Raw genomic sequence first — 16,143 nt, 5'->3', positions numbered from 1 at the left:
CCGCTATTGCCATGTCGTTGGTCGCGAGTATCAATATGACATCTGACGCGAGGACATGATCCAAAATCGAACAGTCCCCGTGCCGAAATGAAACAGAATGCCCTTCATTGCGCTTTTTCCGGGCTAAATCCCGATAATGTATTGATCTTTCTTTACGGACATTTAATGCTTCCCTTGCGCAACATCGAACACGGAGGCGTTTATTCTCATGCGCAAAGTGCTGCTCACGCTGATCGCCGCTGCCGGTGCAGTCTCCTTCGCGGGGACCGCCGATGCCAAGTGGTACAAGAAAGAAGTCGATGAACGGGGCGCCAAGTGCTACCTCGTCGAATACGTCCCTTCCCTGTACAAGTACAACACCCGCGGCAAGCTGGTTCAGCACGCCGGGACGTCCTGGGAGGGCGACATCGTCGACGGCAACAAGATCTATCACCGCCGCAATCCGGCTGTGTACATCACGACCAAGAAGCTCGTCGAGCAGGACCACTACACCCTGGTCCCCTGCTAAACAGATCGATCGGGCGGGGGAGACCGTTCAGGTTTTCCCCCGCTCTCACATACGCGGCGGTCGGACATCGCCCGAGGTGGCCGGACATCGTTGCGACCGGTCGACGAGCCGGAAACGACGCCAGTACGGCGTGACGGCACGTCCGGCACCGGGCGCGCCTCTTCCGGTCACGCAAGAGGCTGGAGGACGGGGTTGAACGCCCGTTCCGGAAAAGAGGTCCGGGTGCCACGAACGACTCTCGCCCGTGCCGACGCGCCAGCCGGTCGGGTGACCGGCTCGTCGACCCGGTTCGACGCGGTTTCGGTCGGACAGGATGATCGGGCGGTCAGGGCGAAGCGACCGTCGACGCGATAGGGAGGAAACTTGCGATGCTGCTGCAGACCGTCTTTCTCGCCGGAGCCATCGCCATCCCCTTCTCCGACTCGCCCGCGAAGGATCCCGCTCCGCCCGCGGGCGACCTGCCGCGTTTCGAGACCGCCTTCGAATTCGCCGAGATTTCGGGAGGCTACCGGCTCAATGCGATCGTCATCGACCTCGCGACGGGCAAGCGGGGCTCGACCCCGATCGGCGACTGCCGGACGATCAACCTCGATTCCTTTTCGGAAGGTCCGTTCGGAACGCCGGTCGTGTGCAACGGCGTCAACTACAGTTTCGACGTCCGCAAAGGCAAGATCGTCGTCGACGCGGCGCCGGGGCGAAAGCCGCCGAAGGTCGTGCGGACCCTCAGGCCGGGCCACGTCCTCATCAACGGCACGCCGCTGCTCATAGAAAGTCCGGCGAGATAGGCATGGCGGGAAGGCCCTCGTAGGGCCTGCGATAGCGCACCTCGCCGTCGATCCGCGGATGCTCCGGGGCGATGCGGTTGGGCGGCGCGACGCCGTGCGGGAGCTTGGCGAGGATTGCGTCGCCATCGGCCGGCGCAGCCCTCTTCCCGGCCTTGAAGAGCGACGCCGAAGGCTGCGGCGGCATCCGCTCGACGAAGGCATCGGACATCGGGATGGCGGGGTCGCTCGCCAGTGGCATCAGGAATGCCTCGCCGATCAGGGCATCGCGCAGCGCAGAAGCGGCGTTCGGCGCCCGGCGGCCCTCGCCCCCTCGGCTCTGCCCGTCCTCGGCCTCTCCATCATCCATCACGGCGCTTGCGTCCGCCGTCGGTTCGGGCGGCGCGACGAACCCCTCGTAGGACAAAGCGCCGAGGACATAGGGCGGGACGTAGAAGGCGGCGTTGGTCTCGGTGATCGGTCGCACGATGAGGACCGGCCCCGTCTCGCAGGCTTCGGCCGTCGGCTGCCCGCCGAGGTTCAGGGTGACGTAGCAGGTCTTCGGCCGGGCGGCGCAGCCCGCCATGGCGAGCGCTGCCGCGACCGATATCCCGATGAAGAGTGAACGCGCCGCCATAAAGGCCCTCCTGCGGGCGACATTCGGGCGTCATGGTTAACCATGGGTTAAGCGGCGGGCGAGATCGCGCCTCGCTCGCGCGGGACGGCAGCCCCGGGTCAGCTTGCCAGTTCGAGCCGCGCGACCGTCCGGCGCACCGCCTCGATGAACATGCGCAGCGCCGGCGAGGGATCGCCCTCCCCCCGCAGGGTGAGGCCGACCGGGCCGAGGGTCTCGCGCATGGCGATCGGCAATTCGACGAGCATGCCTTCGGCAACGTCGAGCGCCACCACACCGGAGGAGATCACCCACACCGCGTCGGTCATGCGCACATAGGCGCGGCCGAAGGTCTCGGCGACGGTTTCGATGCGGTGACCGACCCGGCGGATCCCCTGGGCGATGAAGAACTGCTCGGCGAGCGTGCGGATCGCCGCGTCCCGGTTCGGAAACACGATCGGATAGTCCGCGATGGCCGCGACGTCGCTGCGCCCGACCAGCGGATGGCCCGGCCGCACGACCAGCGAGATCCGCTCGGAATAAAGCTGCGAGAAGCTGTGTCCCGCCATCGCCTCGGGATTTCCCAGCCTGCCGATGACGAGATCGACGGCGCCATTCGCAAGCTCTGAGAGAAGATAACCATTCGGTCCAGTTATGATTGCAATTCCAACTTCCGGTGCGATGCGGCCCATCTCCACCGCCGCGTCCGGTACGATGCGCGCGGCAACCGATGGGAGCGCGCCGACGGACAGGCGTGGACCGCCGGCCGCGAGGGTCTCGGAAACCCCCTCGATCCCTTGCCTGAGGGCCGCGAGGCTGGAACTCGCATAGCCGTGAAACATCTGCCCGACCGGGGTCAGCGAGACGCCGCTGCGGTTGCGTTCCATCAGCCGCGCGCCGAGCACCGATTCCAGTTCCGCCAGCGTTTTCGAAACCGCCGGCTGGGACACGTGCATCAATTCGGCCGCCTTGCCGACACTCGCCATACGTGCAACTTCGACGAATGTGCGGAGGTGGCGAATTTTGATGCGCCGATCGATTTCCATAACCCGCCAGTCATGTTAATTGGGTGCCGAATTCATTTTACATGACTTTTTCGTCGTTTCATATTGGCGATGGAAGGAGACTGGATCCAAATGTCGCAGCAATCAGAGGATCGCTACGCCCGAGGCATGGCGACCCGCCGAGCGGTCTTGGGCGATGCGCATGTCGACCGCGCCCAGGCGGCTATGACGGACATCGACCGTGACTTTCAGACCTTCATCGTCGAAGGTGCATGGGGTAGCGTGTGGTCGAGGCCGCATTTCAGCCATCGCGAGCGCTCTTTCGTGACGATCGCGTTGCTCGCCGGGCTCGGCCACCACGAAGAGCTCGCCATGCACGTTCGGGCGACGGCCAACACCGGCGCCAGCCGCGAAGACGTGATCGAAGCGCTGATGCACGTCGCGGTCTATGCCGGCGTTCCGGCGGCCAACCACGCGCTCAAGATCGTCAAACAGGTTTACGCCGACATGGACAGGGAAAACGAGGGAGGCGTTCGATGAGTGGAGGATCCTTCTATCAGAGGGACAGGCGCTGGCATCCGCCGGCCTATGATCCGGGCTACAAGACCTCGGTCACGCGCTCGCCCCAGAAGGCGCTGATCGCGCTCGACAACACGCTGTCGGAGATGACTGGCCCGGTCTTCGGTCACGACACCCTCGGCCCCCTCGACGACGACATGATCCTGAACTTCGCCAAGGACGGCGAGCCGATCGGTCAGCGCATCATCGTCCACGGCCGCGTCCTCGACGAGGACGCGCGCCCGGTGCCGGGAGCGCTCATCGAGGTCTGGCAGGCGAATGCCGGCGGCAGATACCGCCACAAGAAAGAATCCTATCTCGCGCCGCTCGATCCGAATTTCGGCGGCTGCGGACGGACGATCTCCGGACCGGACGGCTCCTATCGTTTCCGCACCATCAAACCCGGCCCCTATCCCTGGCCGAACGGGCCGAACGACTGGCGGCCGGCGCACATCCACTTCTCGATCTTCGGCCAGGGCTTCGCCCAGCGCCTGATCACACAGATGTATTTCGAGGGCGATCCGTTGATCTGGCTGTGTCCGATCGTATCGACCATTCCGGACAAGGCGGCGATCGAACGGCTGATCGCGCCGCTCGACATGGCCAACACCGTGCCGATGGATGCCCGGGCCTACAAGTTCGACATCGTCCTGCGCGGCCGTCGATCGACCTTGTTCGAGAACCGGATGGAGGGCAACTGATGGTCCAGTCTCTCGACCGCCTCAAGGAAAGTCCATCCCAGACCGCGGGCCCGTACGTCCATATCGGTTGCACGCCGAACTACTGCGGTATCGAGCAGGTCTTTCCCGAAGATCTCGGCTCGCGGATGCTGAAAGAGGAGACCAGGGGCGAGCGCATCCGCATCGTCGGCCGGGTATTCGACGGCGTCGGCACGCCGCTGAAGGACGCCCTCGTCGAGGTCTGGCAGGCCGACGCGGCGGGGCTCTACCCCTCACCGCAGGAAACCCGCGGCAAGGCCGATCCGGCCTTCACCGGCTTCGGACGCTCGGCCGGCGACATGGCGACGGGCGAATTCGTCTTCGAAACGATCAAGCCCGGCTCGGTGCCGTTCAAGGACGGCCGGCCCCAGGCACCGCACGTCACGCTCTGGATCGTCGCGCGCGGCATCAACATCGGCCTCCACACGAGGCTCTATTTCGGCGACGAGGGGGCCGCGAACGAGGCGGACCCGATCCTCGCCCGGATCGAGCATCGCTCGCGGGTCGCTACGCTGATCGCGCCGAAGACGGTCGAGGGCGGTATCGCGACCTATCGCCACGACATCTTTCTGCAGGGCGAGAAGGAAACGATCTTCTTCGACATCTGACGGCGCTGGCGCCGTTCCCGGTTTTGCGGCACGGTGGCCGAGCAGAGACGTCAGAGGAAATCATGAACCAAACCGTGCCGGTCGAGCGCACACAGGTCGTCGTCGTCGGAGGCGGGCCTGCGGGGCTTCTGCTCGCGCTTCTCCTTCACCGGGCCGGCGTCGAATGCGTCGTTCTCGAACGGCGGAGCCGGGACTACGTGCTGTCGCGCATCCGGGCCGGGGTTCTCGAGCAGGGCACGACGGATCTCCTGCGCACGGCCGGCGTCGGCGCGCGGATGGACCGGGAGGGGCTCGTCCACGAGGGGCTCGACATCGCCTGGCGCGGCGAAACCCTGCACATCGACCTCAGGGACCTCTCGGGCGGCAAGACGGTGATGGTCTACGGCCAGACCGAGGTGACGCACGATCTCTACGACGCGCTGGACGAGGCCGGCGTGCCGGTGCTGCACGAGGCCGAGGACGTCCGTCCCCACGACGTCGAAGGCGACGCGCCCTTCGTCACCTTCAGTACGAAGGCGGGCGGCAAACGGCGGATCGACTGCGATTTCGTCGCCGGCTGCGACGGCTTCCACGGCGTCTGCCGGAGCAGCATCCCGGCGGAGAAGATCGAGACCTTCGAGCGCGTCTATCCATTCGGCTGGCTCGGCGTCCTGGTGCGCAAGCCGCCGATCCAGGAGGAGCTCGTCTACGCCCATCACAGCCGCGGCTTCGCCCTCTGCTCGCTGCGCAACCCGCAGCTCTCGCGCTATTACGTCCAGTGCAGCCTAAAGGATCGCGTTGAGGACTGGTCGGACGAACGCTTCTTCGACGAGTTGTCGGCCCGCCTGCCCGACCGCATCGCCGCCAATCTCCAGCGCGGCCCGTCGATCGAGAAGTCGATCGCTCCGCTCCGCTCCTTCGTCGCCGAGCCGATGCGCCACGGCCGGCTCTTCCTCGCCGGCGACGCCGCCCACATCGTGCCGCCGACCGGCGCCAAGGGGCTCAACCTCGCGGTCTCCGACGTCCATTATCTGTCGCGGGCGCTGATCGCCCACTACAATGAGCGCGACGGCCGTCTTCTGGAGACCTACTCCACCGATGCGCTCGCCCGCGTCTGGAAGGCCGAGCGCTTCTCCTGGTGGTTCACCTCGATGATCCATCGCTTCGAGGACGACGGCAGCTTCGGCCAGCGCATCCAGGAGGCCGAGTTCGACTTCCTCGCCAGTTCCCGGGCGGCCCAGACGGCCCTGGCCGAAAACTACGTCGGCCTGCCGTTCTGACGCGAAGGCCCCTCGGCCGTCAGCGCCCCTCGGGATCGTAGGCGAGCGCCGAGACCGGGACGATCTCGACGCCGCGTTTTTCCGCCGCCGGGATCCAGGCGGCGATCGCGCCGATCGACTGGTCGAAGGCCGAGGCGACGCCGATCGCCGAGCCCTGCGCCCGCGCGACCTTCTCCAGCATGTCGAGCTGCTCGGTGACGGCGGCAGGATCCTGGCTCTGGTCGAGCAGCACGTTCGCCGCCGCCGCCGGCACACCCGCCGCCAGCGCCGTGTCCTTGCCGAGCGAACGGGCCGACGACCCGTCGTCGAGATACATCAGGCCGCGGCGCCCGAGTTCGGCGACGAAAGCGTCCATCGCCGAACGATCGCCGGTGAAGCGCGCGCCCATGTAGTTCATCACGCCGACATAGTTGGTGATCTTGCCGAGCGAGGCGTAGAGGGCCGAGAAGTCGCCCGCCGAAGACTGGTCGACGGTGAGCGTGTTTTCGCCCGGATCGACGGTCGGATAGCCCACCGGCTCGAGCGGCGCCTGCAGGACGAGTTCGTGGCCGCCGCGCCGCGCCGCCTGCATCCAGCGATCGAGGCTGTTGCCCGCCGGGGAAAAGCCCAGCGTCACGCCGGCGGGAAGCCGCTCGACGGCCTCCATGCTGCCGGTCTGGCTGATGCCGAGCCCGCCGACGACGATGGCGATCCGCGTCGCCGGCTTGCCGCTCCAGGCGCCGCGGTAGACGTCGAACGGGCGGCGTCCGTCGGCGGCCCGAACGGGCAGCGGGCCGAACTCGCCGTCTTCGACGAGGTCCGGGTCGGGCATGTGCGCCATCGCCGGGGACTGGCGGTAGTCGCTGGCTTCTTCGACCCGGAAGGTGACCGGACCGCCGCCGGAACTCGGGCTGATGATCGTCGGGCCGGAAGACTTCGGCAGAGGCTTGGCGACGACGGCCACCGCCGTCCCGCCCGATTCCGCCGGCGGCTGCTTCGTGGCGGCGGGCCGTGCCAGGACGTCGACGTCGCGCCGTTCCCCGTGGCCGTAGAGTGCCGCCTCGGTCGATCCCCAGAGGACCGCAACGGCACCCGCCACGAGAAGGACCGCGCCCGCCGAGGGAAGTCGCGGCTTCGTGCGCCGCGCCTGCCGGTCGAGCCCCAGGGGCCGAAAGAGTTCGCCTTCGATGGACATGCCCCAACGGTTAGCGCTTCAAGCTTTCGCGGGGCTCGCCGGTCCGTTGCGAACGCGATCGTGAAAAAGCCCGACCGCTGGCGCGGCCGGGCTCCCATCGTCTCATGACCGGGCGGTCCGGGCCGCCCGGCGAACGTCAGTTCTTGGCGTTGGTCTCTGCGCCGCCCTCGGTCTGGACGCTCGCCTCGCGCTTCGGCGGGAACATCGCGTTGGTCTTCGTCCCGTTCAGGAGGTCGATCGCATATTGCAGCTGCAGATCGTCCTTCTTTTCCGGCGGCACGTAGTCGAGCGAGCCGGAGCCCTCGTCGGTCTCTTCCTTGCCCTGGATGTGGCCGCGCAGGGAAGATTCGCCGCGGGCGAGTTCATCCTCGGCGTCGAGGCCCATCTGCTCGCGGATTTCCTGCGGCAGCGGCTGCTCGACGACGATGTCGGGATTGATGCCACGGCCCTGGATCGAGCTGCCCGAAGGCGTGTAGTAGAGCGCCGTCGTCAGCCGCAGCGCGCCGTTCTGGCCGAGCGGAATGATCGTCTGCACCGAGCCCTTGCCGAAGGACCGGGTGCCGACCACCGTGGCGCGGCGCTGATCCTGCAGAGCGCCGGCGACGATCTCCGAGGCCGAGGCCGAACCGCCGTTGACGAGCACCACCAGCGGCTTGCCGTCGATGTCGTCGCCGTTGCGGGCGTTGTAGCGCCGGGTCTCTTCCGGGTTGCGGCCGCGGGTGGAGACGATCTCGCCATTGTCGAGGAAGGCGTCGGAGACCGACACCGCCTCGTCGAGCAGACCGCCGGGATTGCGGCGGAGATCGACGACGTAGCCCTTCAGCTTGTCCTCGCCGACCTTCTCCTTGATGTCGGCAATCGCGTCTTCGAGGCCGACCGTGGTCTGCTCGTTGAACTTCAGGAGCTTGATGTAGCCGACGTCGCCTTCGACCGAGTGGCGCACGGACGGCACCTTGATCTCGGCACGGGTCAGCGTCAGGCGCACCGGCTTGGTGGCGCCCTCGCGGATGATCGTCAGCGCCACCGAGGTGCCGATGTCGCCCTTCATCTTGTCGACGGCCTCGCCGAGCGTCAGGCCGCGAACCTGCTCGCCGTTGATCTCGGCGATGAGGTCGCCGGCCAGCACGCCGGCCTTGTCGGCGGGCGTTCCCTCGAAGGGCGAGACGACCTTGACCAGCTCGTCCTGCATGGTCACCTCGATGCCGAGGCCGCCGAACTGGCCGCGGGTCTCGGTCCGCATCTCGGCGGCTTCCTTGGCGTTCATGTAGCTCGAATGCGGATCGAGCGAGGTCAACATGCCGTTGATCGCCGTCTCGACCAGCTTCTGGTCGTCGGGCTGGTCGACATACTGCGCGCGAACCCGCTCGAAGACGTCTCCGAAGATCGCAAGCTGCCGATAGGTGTCGGACCCGGCAGCGTTGGCGACGCCCGGGCTCTGGCTGACCACGGTCATGGCCGTGGCCCCCATCAGCACACCCGCGAAAAGTATCGAAAGCTTACGAATCATTCCTCGTCCTTCCAGAGGGTTCTTGCGTCCACCACGGGCTCGGATCGACCGGCTTCCCGTCTTTGCGAAATTCGACGTAGAGAGCGGGCTCGGCTGCGCCGAATTCCGCCACCTGAACACTTGCCACGCGCCGCGCGCCCATCAGCGCGACCGGCTCCCCTGCCGAGACGAACTGACCACTCGATACGTCGATGCGATCCATACCGGCCAAGACGATATGATAGCCGTCCCCGGCATCGAGGATCAAGAGTTCGCCGTAGGAGCGAAAGAGACCGGCATAGAGCACCCGGCTGTCTGCCGGCGCAACCACGACGTCGCCGGCGCGGGACGCGAAGGATGCACCCGTCGACGACCTGCCGATGTCGTCCTTCTCGCCGAATCCGATGATCTGTCGTCCTAGCACGGGTTTCGACAAACGAGCCTTGAGTGTCGAAAATGCGGCGGCGGGCTCCAGTAACGCCGTGTTGTTTCTCAGTGCGGCGATGTCGTACTCCGCTTCGGGGGCCGCCTTCTCCTCGAGCGCGGCGAGCCGCGTCGCTTCCGCGGCCGCTTCGTCGACGGCCTTCGCCGTGCCCGCTTCGGCTCCGCCGTCCGACGGGGGAGCGGCGGGAGCGGCTTCCTGCGACGCGACGTCCGTCGTCTCCGGCGGCGAAGTATCCGGCGAGCCGTCCGGCGTGCCCGGCTCGGGAGAAGCGCCGGCCGGCTGTCCGCCCTGCCGGTCCGTCTCGGAAGCGACGACCCGGCGGGTTTTTTCGGCGCTCTCCTTCTGGCGTTCCAGCGCCAGCCGCTCGTGGGCGACGGCCGCCTCGCGTTTTGCTTCCGCATCGCGTCGCCGTTCCTCGGCAAGCCGCAGGGCCTCGGCCTCGCGCTCGGCGATCTCGCGCCTCCGCGCCGCGTCGGCGTCGGCCTGCAGCGTGGCGATCAGATCCTTCAGGTTCTCCGCCTTGCCCGCGAGTTCGGCGGCGCGCGCGATTTCCGCCCGGCGCTTCTCGCGGTTGTCGGCCTCGAGCTTGCGCTTTTCCTCGAACAGCCGGTCGAGACGGGCTTCCTCTTCCCGATGCTGCTCGATCTGGGCGGTGAACCGGTCCTTTTCCGTGACGATCGAGGCCCTGACGGCGGCAAGGCTCTCCAGATCCGCCACCAGCGCTTCGGTCTCCTTGCGCATGGTGGGAACCACCGCGCCGAGGAGGATAGAGCTGCGCACGGCGCCCAGAGCGTCGCGCGGCCGCACCAGGAGCGCCGGCGGCGGCTTGGCGCCCATCCGCTCCAGTGCGGCCAGAACTTCGGCGAGGACGCCGCGGCGGGCGGAAAGCGAAGCGCGGATGCCGTCTTCCTCGGTGGCGAGCGCCGTCAGCCGCTCTTCGGTCGTCTGGAGTTCCCCGCTGATCTGGCGCTGGGAGTCCGTTGCCTTCTTGAGGGCTGCCGTCAGCGCGTCGCGGTCGGCGGCGATCGCCACGATCTCCTCGTCGAGAGACCGGATCGTCGTCTCGGAAAGTTCGATTCGGGACGCGAGATCGGCGAGTTCGGCCGCGGTCTTCTTGCGCCGGGACTCGATCGCGCTCGCCGACAGCGGGTTCGCTTCGCTTCCGTCCGGCGACAGGCCGGATCCCTGCGAGATGGCCGAGACGGTGGTCTCGTCCAGAGCCGGGCTGGCGGCGGGCGCTCCGGGCACCAGCGAACAGGCGACGAGCAGCGCGCCGACCCGAGCCAGGGCCCGGCGGACGGCGATCCGGCGCACCGAAACGCCCGCGACACCTCCGGCCCTGTTTGCTCCTGCCCTCACGCCACTTCGCCCTGTGCTCGATCCGGCGACGATAGAATCAGCCCGTTAACAATCAATCAACCATGCCCGGCCGCGGCGACCTCCCGCCGCGCGTGGCTCTTCCAGCCCCATTCCAGCCGGGAGGAAGACGACCGTCCGAACGGTCCTGATAGCACGTTTCGGGGACGAAGGCCTGTGGTCGACGCGCGACACCGGGCGTCCGAGCCGACATTTCACAGCCGGAGATGGCAGTGTCCCCGGCAGCGCAGTCCTGCGACAACGATCGTCCGCAAGGGCGGCAAGCCCGGCAAGCCGCCTGCCCACGCGACGCCCCGCGCGGGGCCGGCGCTGGACGTCAGGCGCGGTGATAGGGATGGCCGGACAGGATCGTGACGGCGCGGTACAGTTGTTCGGCCAGCATGATCCGCGCGATCTGGTGCGGAAAGGTCATCCTGCCGAACGACAGGCACTTTTCTGCCGAGCGGGTGAAGTCCGGATCGTGGCCGTCCGGTCCGCCGAGCACGAAACAGGCTTCCCGCCGGCCGGCATCGCGCATTTGCGCGAGAAACGCCGCAAACTCTTCCGACGACAGGGTTTCGCCCCGCTCGTCGAAGACGATGCGCGCCCCGTCCGCATCGAGCCCGTCGGCGAGCCTCGACGCCTCTTCGCGGCGCCGCTCGGAAACGCCCGAATGCCGCGATTCGACGATCTCCCGCACCCCGCGGAAGTCGAGGCCGACCTGTCCGCCTGTCTTGCCGAGGCGGTCGAAATAACGCCCCACGAGGTCCTGCTCGGGACCCCGCTTCATCTTTCCGACGGCGGCAATCGTCACCCGCATCGGCGTCGCCCCCTTGGCGGGCCGATCCGCATTCGATCGTTGGACGCGCCGATCAATGGATCGTCGCGTCTCCGGCGTCGCCGACGGTCCACATCTTCTCGATGTTGTAGAAGCTGCGGATCTCCGGGCGGAAGATGTGGACGATGATGTCGCCCGAATCGATCAGCACCCAGTCGCCGTTCTGCAGCCCTTCGACCCTGGCGGTGCCGAGACCGTTCTCCTTGAGGTGGCGGAGAAGATGGTCGGCAATGGCCATGACATGGCGGTTGGAGCGTCCGGAGACGACCACCATGTAGTCGGCGAGAGCCGACTTGCCGTTGAGATCGATGGAGACGATGTCCTCGCCCTTGGAGTCCTGGAGACTCTGCATGACGAGGTCGATGGCGTTCCCCGCGGCCGTGACGTCGGTCGTGGGCGCTTCAGAAGGAGCCGTCGTGAAGACCTCCTTCGCTTGAGCCGCTTGTCTCAGTGTTGTTTTCCCTTTCCATGGGCCAACGCGCCGACACCCTGACGGTCCCGGCATCCTGAATGTAGGCAGTGTTCCATGTCCGTTTCAAGACGGCGCCGATGCTTCTGCGCGCAGGCGCGTCGAAGACGTCGCGCTGCGCGGACCGAACAGGAAGGTCCAGGCCGGCGCCTGACTGTAGGGAAGAATCCTTGCGCGTTGCTGTGGAACTCTCGCAAAACCGTAACGATGGGCGAAGGGAGACGACAAGGCGGCAAAGGTCTTGCCCGGCCTGTCGACCACGACGATCGGCACGCGCTCGGCGATCTTCTCCCATTCCTGCCAGCGGTGGAACGTCGCCAGGCTGTCGGCACCCATGACCCAGACGATCCGCATGGCGGGCCGGCGACGCATGACCAGCGCCAGCATGTCGGCGGTGAAACGCACCTTGTAGCGCGCCTCGAAGGCGGTGACGTCGGCACGAGCCGGCGCGGCGAATTTCCGGACCATCTCGATCCGCTCGCCGAGGGCGGCGAGACCGTCATGGCTCTTCAGCGGGTTGCCCGGCGTGACGATCCACCAGATACGGGTAAGGCCGAGGCGCTTCATCGCCGTTTCCGCCACCAGCCGATGGCCCTCATGCGGCGGATTGAACGACCCGCCGAACAGCCCGACCGTCATCTGGCCGGTGCCGGGCGGAATCGACAGCGCCGATCCCGCCGTCGCCGCGTCGAACGGCCCTGCGAGCCGCGCTTTTTCCCGCGAAATCCCTCCCCTCCGTGTCAAGGTCGGATCTGGCCGCTGCCGCGAACGCGGTAGTTGAAGCTGGTCAGCTGCTCGACGCCGACCGGGCCGCGGGCGTGCATCTTGCCGGTGGCGATGCCAATCTCCCCGCCCATGCCGAATTCGCCGCCGTCGGCGAACTGGGTCGAGGCGTTGTGGAGGAGGATCGCCGAATCGATGCCGTTGAAGAAGGCTTCGACGGCGGCTTCGTCCTTGGCGAGAATCGCCTCGGTGTGATGGGAGGAATGGCTTTCGATGTGCTCGATCGCACCTTCCACCCCATCGACCAGCGCGACCGAGATGATCGCGTCGAGATATTCGGTGGAAAAGTCCGCCTCCTCGGCGATCCCGGCGGCCGGATAGAGAGCCCGCACTTCCTCCGTGGCGCGAATCTCGCAGCCTCTCGCCGCCAGCTCGTCGAGAATCGGCGCGAGATGGGTCGTCGCCGCCGCGCGGTCGACGAGCAGCGTCTCCGCCGAACCGCAGATGCCGGTCCGCCGCATCTTGGCGTTCGCCGTGACGGCGACGGCCATGGAAAGGTCGGCCGAGCGGTCGACATAGACGTGGCAGATGCCTTCGAGATGAGCAAAGACCGGCACCCGTGCCTCGTCCTGGACGCGGGCGACGAGCGACTTGCCGCCCCGCGGCACGATGACGTCGAGATTGCCCGAAAGGCCCTTCAGCATCTCGCCGACGGCCGCCCGGTCCGTCGTCGGCACGATCTGGATCGCGTCCTCCGGCAGGCCCGCCGCCCGCAGCCCCTCGACGAGCGCCGCATGGATCGCCCCCGACGAATTCGCCGAATCCGAACCGCCGCGCAGGATCACCGCATTGCCGGCCTTGAGGCAGAGGGCGCCGGCGTCGGCGGTGACGTTCGGCCGGCTCTCGTAGATCACCCCGACGACGCCGAGCGGCGTCCTGACCCGCTCGATCTTCAGCCCGTTCGGCCGCTCCCAGGCGGCGATCGTCTCGCCGACCGGATCGGCGAGTTCGGCGATCGCCCGCAGGCCTTCGGACATCGCGATGATGCGGGCCGGATTCAGCGTCAGGCGATCGACGAAGGCCGCCGTCATGCCGCTCTCCTGAGCGCGCGCGACGTCCTTCCCGTTCGCTTCGAGGATTGCCGGGATCGCGGCATTGAGGGCATCGGCCATCGCGACCAGTGCCCGATCCTTCTCATCCCGCGACGCCACGGCGAGCCGGCGCGCGGCAGCGCGGGCACGGCGGCCGATATCGGCCATGACGGCCTCGACGGAGCTTTCGGTCTTGTCGAGCATGTCGGCTTCTCTCTTATCCGTTCGCGGCCGCGCTGCGGGCGGCCCTCTCGGCCTCGGCGTCTTCCGCCATCAGGCTGGCGACTTCCGAGGCGATGATCTCGACGGCGTGGCCGAGCACCATGTCGTCGCGATGGACCATGGCGGCCCGCGCTTCGTAGCCGAGCGCCTCGCTCACCGCCGAGGAGCGCAGCCCGGCGATCTTGCGGGCATCGTCGCTGTCATAGGCGACGATGCCGCGCGCCACCTCCGAGCCGTCGGCCCGGGTGATCAGGATCGGGTCGCCGCGCGAGAACTCGCCGTGGACGGAGACCACCCCGGCCGCGAGCAGGCTCTTGCCGGAGGACAGCGCCGCGACGGCGCCCTCGTCGACGACCAGCGCCCCGTGCAGCTTGAGATGTCCGGCGATCCAGCGCTTGCGGGCGGTGCGCGGCGTTCCGCTCGCGAGGAACAGCGTCGCCCGCTCGCCGCGCTCGATCGCGGACAGGGGATAGAGCCGCTGGCCGGCGGTGATGATCATCGCGGTGCCGGAGCCTGTGGCGATCTTGCCCGCGTCGATCTTGGTCTTCATGCCGCCGCGCGACAGCTCCGAGCCGGCGGCGCCCGCCATCTCCTCGATCTCCGGGGTGATCGTCTCGACCACCGGGATGTGCTCGGCGAAGGGATTTTCGGCCGGCGGCGCCGTGTAGAGCCCGTCGACGTCGGACAGAAGCACCAGGAGGTCGGCGTCCACCATGGTGGCGACGCGCGCCGCCAGACGGTCGTTGTCGCCGTAGCGGATCTCGCTCGTCGCCACCGTGTCGTTCTCGTTGATGACCGGGATCGCGCCGAGATCGAGGAGGGTCGCCAGCGTCGCACGGGCGTTGAGATAGCGTCGCCGTTCCTCGGTATCGCCGATGGTCAGGAGAATCTGGCCGGTCTCCAGGCCATGCCGGCTGAGGATTTCCGAATAGGTGCGCGACAGGGCGATCTGGCCGACTGCCGCCGCCGCCTGGTTCTCCTCCAGCCGCAAGGCTCCGCGCGGCATCTTCAGGAGCTTGCGCCCCATGGCGATGGCGCCGGAGGAGACGACGAGGATCTCCCGTCCCTCCTGGGTCAGCCGGGCGATGTCCTCGCCGAGCGATTCCAGCCAGGTCCGCTTCATACCGCGCTCGCGGTCGACGAGCAGCGACGAGCCGATCTTGATGACGATGCGACGATGTCCGTCGAGCGGATTGATCACGCGCCCCTCCCCCGATCGAATTCTTCGCCGCCATTGGAGGCGGCGTCGTCGTCCTTGCGCAGCACGGCCGCGTCGGCCGGGCCCGGCGGCGGGTTGAGCCCGGCGATCTCGGCTCGCATCCGCCGCAGCGCATCGGTCATCCCCTCGCCGCTCACCGAGGACAGTGCCAGCGGCCTGACGCCCGCCGCCTCGGCGAGTACGGCGAGCTTTTCGTCGCGCTCTTCCCCCGACACCGTGTCGACCTGCGACAGCGCGACGATCGTCGGCTTCTCGGCAAGGCCGTGGCCATAGGCTTCGAGTTCGCGGTGAACCGTCCGGAAAGCCTGCGCGACGTCCCCCTCCATGGCCGAGACGAGGTGGAGGAGGATCGAGGTCCGCTCCACATGGCCGAGGAACCGGTCGCCGATGCCGACGCCCTCATGGGCGCCCTCGATCAGGCCGGGAATGTCGGCGATGACGAATTCGCCGTCGTCGACCTTGGCGACGCCGAGGCCGGGATGGAGCGTCGTGAAGGGATAGTCGGCGATCTTCGGCCGCGCCCTCGTCACCGCCGCGAGGAAGGTCGACTTGCCGGCATTGGGCAGTCCCACGAGCCCGGCATCGGCGATCAGCTTCAGCCGCAGCCAGATCGTCAGCTCCTCGCCGGCAAGGCCCGGATTGGCGTGGCGCGGCGCCTGGTTGACCGACGACTTGAAATAGGCGTTGCCGAAGCCGCCGTTGCCGCCGGCGGCGATCCTGTGCCGCTCGCCGATTTCGGTGAGGTCGAACAGCAGCGTCTCGTTGTCCTCGGCGAAGACCTGCGTGCCGGCCGGCACCTTCAGCGTCACGTCGGCGCCCTTGGCGCCGTTGCGGTTGCGGCCCATGCCATGGGTGCCGGTCTTGGCCTTGAAATGCTGCTGGTAGCGATAGTCGATCAGCGTGTTGAGCCCGGCGACGGCCTCGATCCACACGTCGCCGCCGCGCCCGCCGTCGCCGCCGTCGGGCCCGCCGAACTCGATGAACTTCTCCCGGCGGAACGAGACGGATCCCGCGCCGCCATCGCCGGAGCGCACATAGACCTTCGCCTGATCGAGAAACTTCATCGTCCTGCCGTCTTGCATCCTTCGGA

17 protein-coding genes are annotated in these 16,143 nt (G+C 67.5%); 6 read left to right on the top strand and 11 right to left on the bottom strand.

Features of this window, described 5'->3' with window-relative positions:
- The first annotated feature begins 208 nt into the window (after positions 1–208).
- Both LZD57_RS07960 and LZD57_RS07955 read left to right on the top strand, forming a co-directional pair.
- Entirely contained in the window at positions 209–508 is a 300-nt protein-coding gene (locus tag LZD57_RS07960) for a hypothetical protein (RefSeq protein ID WP_233719083.1), read from the top strand.
- A 368-nt stretch (positions 509–876) separates the two neighbouring features.
- Positions 877–1,293 carry a hypothetical protein gene (locus tag LZD57_RS07955; RefSeq protein ID WP_233719082.1) on the top strand — a complete coding sequence of 139 codons (417 nt, stop codon included), beginning with the start codon at positions 877–879 and terminating at the stop codon, positions 1,291–1,293.
- Here LZD57_RS07955 and LZD57_RS07950 read toward each other — a convergent pair.
- Both LZD57_RS07950 and pcaQ read right to left on the bottom strand, forming a co-directional pair.
- Entirely contained in the window at positions 1,271–1,906 is a 636-nt protein-coding gene (locus LZD57_RS07950; protein WP_233719081.1) for a hypothetical protein, read from the bottom strand. The genes LZD57_RS07955 and LZD57_RS07950 overlap by 23 nt on opposite strands.
- 98 nt (positions 1,907–2,004) lie before the next feature.
- Positions 2,005–2,928 carry a pca operon transcription factor PcaQ gene (gene pcaQ / locus LZD57_RS07945; RefSeq protein WP_255699838.1) on the bottom strand — a complete coding sequence of 308 codons (924 nt, stop codon included), beginning with the start codon at positions 2,926–2,928 and terminating at the stop codon, positions 2,005–2,007.
- A gap of 90 nt (positions 2,929–3,018) precedes the next feature.
- Between pcaQ and pcaC the strand changes: the two genes are divergently transcribed.
- The 4 genes from pcaC to pobA all read left to right on the top strand — a co-directional run bounded on the left by pcaC (position 3,019) and on the right by pobA (position 6,030).
- A complete protein-coding gene (gene pcaC, locus LZD57_RS07940; RefSeq protein ID WP_233719268.1) occupies positions 3,019–3,426 on the top strand; it encodes a 4-carboxymuconolactone decarboxylase in 408 nt (135 codons plus the stop codon).
- Complete coding sequence (gene pcaH / locus LZD57_RS07935; protein ID WP_233719079.1) at positions 3,423–4,145, top strand: protocatechuate 3,4-dioxygenase subunit beta; 723 nt, start codon at positions 3,423–3,425, stop codon at positions 4,143–4,145. The genes pcaC and pcaH overlap by 4 nt, the downstream gene beginning before the upstream one ends.
- The gene (gene pcaG / locus LZD57_RS07930; protein WP_233719078.1) at positions 4,145–4,771 is read left to right on the top strand and encodes a protocatechuate 3,4-dioxygenase subunit alpha; all 627 of its coding nucleotides are present in this window, start codon (positions 4,145–4,147) and stop codon (positions 4,769–4,771) included. Before pcaH ends, pcaG begins: the two co-directional genes overlap by 1 nt.
- A gap of 62 nt (positions 4,772–4,833) precedes the next feature.
- Positions 4,834–6,030, top strand: a complete 1,197-nt coding sequence (gene pobA, locus LZD57_RS07925) for a 4-hydroxybenzoate 3-monooxygenase (RefSeq protein WP_233719077.1) — start codon at positions 4,834–4,836, stop codon at positions 6,028–6,030.
- Positions 6,031–6,049: 19 nt separating this feature from the next.
- Here the strand turns inward: pobA and LZD57_RS07920 are convergent, their stop codons facing one another.
- The 9 genes from LZD57_RS07920 to obgE form a co-directional block, all read right to left on the bottom strand.
- Positions 6,050–7,204: a divergent polysaccharide deacetylase family protein gene (locus LZD57_RS07920; RefSeq protein ID WP_233719076.1), complete on the bottom strand. Its 1,155-nt coding sequence runs from the start codon at positions 7,202–7,204 to the stop codon at positions 6,050–6,052.
- Positions 7,205–7,340: 136 nt separating this feature from the next.
- Complete coding sequence (locus LZD57_RS07915; RefSeq protein WP_233719075.1) at positions 7,341–8,711, bottom strand: S41 family peptidase; 1,371 nt, start codon at positions 8,709–8,711, stop codon at positions 7,341–7,343.
- The gene (locus LZD57_RS07910; RefSeq protein ID WP_233719074.1) at positions 8,701–10,494 is read right to left on the bottom strand and encodes a peptidoglycan DD-metalloendopeptidase family protein; all 1,794 of its coding nucleotides are present in this window, start codon (positions 10,492–10,494) and stop codon (positions 8,701–8,703) included. Before LZD57_RS07910 ends, LZD57_RS07915 begins: the two co-directional genes overlap by 11 nt.
- A gap of 334 nt (positions 10,495–10,828) precedes the next feature.
- Positions 10,829–11,311, bottom strand: a complete 483-nt coding sequence (rlmH, locus tag LZD57_RS07905) for a 23S rRNA (pseudouridine(1915)-N(3))-methyltransferase RlmH (protein WP_233719073.1) — start codon at positions 11,309–11,311, stop codon at positions 10,829–10,831.
- A gap of 52 nt (positions 11,312–11,363) precedes the next feature.
- Positions 11,364–11,834: a ribosome silencing factor gene (rsfS, locus tag LZD57_RS07900; RefSeq protein WP_233719072.1), complete on the bottom strand. Its 471-nt coding sequence runs from the start codon at positions 11,832–11,834 to the stop codon at positions 11,364–11,366.
- Positions 11,835–11,864: 30 nt separating this feature from the next.
- Positions 11,865–12,437 (bottom strand): nicotinate-nucleotide adenylyltransferase, encoded by a 573-nt coding sequence (locus tag LZD57_RS07895; RefSeq protein ID WP_233719267.1) that lies wholly within the window; start codon positions 12,435–12,437, stop codon positions 11,865–11,867.
- Positions 12,438–12,538: 101 nt separating this feature from the next.
- A complete protein-coding gene (locus LZD57_RS07890; protein WP_233719071.1) occupies positions 12,539–13,816 on the bottom strand; it encodes a glutamate-5-semialdehyde dehydrogenase in 1,278 nt (425 codons plus the stop codon).
- A gap of 13 nt (positions 13,817–13,829) precedes the next feature.
- On the bottom strand, positions 13,830–15,035 hold the full coding sequence (proB, locus tag LZD57_RS07885) for a glutamate 5-kinase (protein WP_233719070.1): 1,206 nt from the start codon (positions 15,033–15,035) through the stop codon (positions 13,830–13,832).
- Positions 15,032–16,117, bottom strand: coding sequence for a GTPase ObgE (gene obgE, locus LZD57_RS07880; RefSeq protein ID WP_233719069.1), 1,086 nt, complete (start codon positions 16,115–16,117; stop codon positions 15,032–15,034). Before obgE ends, proB begins: the two co-directional genes overlap by 4 nt.
- Positions 16,118–16,143: the final 26 nt, after the last annotated feature.

The organism is Jiella avicenniae (assembly GCF_021390325.1).
Taxonomy (GTDB): Bacteria; Pseudomonadota; Alphaproteobacteria; order Rhizobiales; family Rhizobiaceae; genus Jiella; species Jiella avicenniae.
This window is presented reverse-complemented; position numbering and strand designations above follow the sequence as displayed.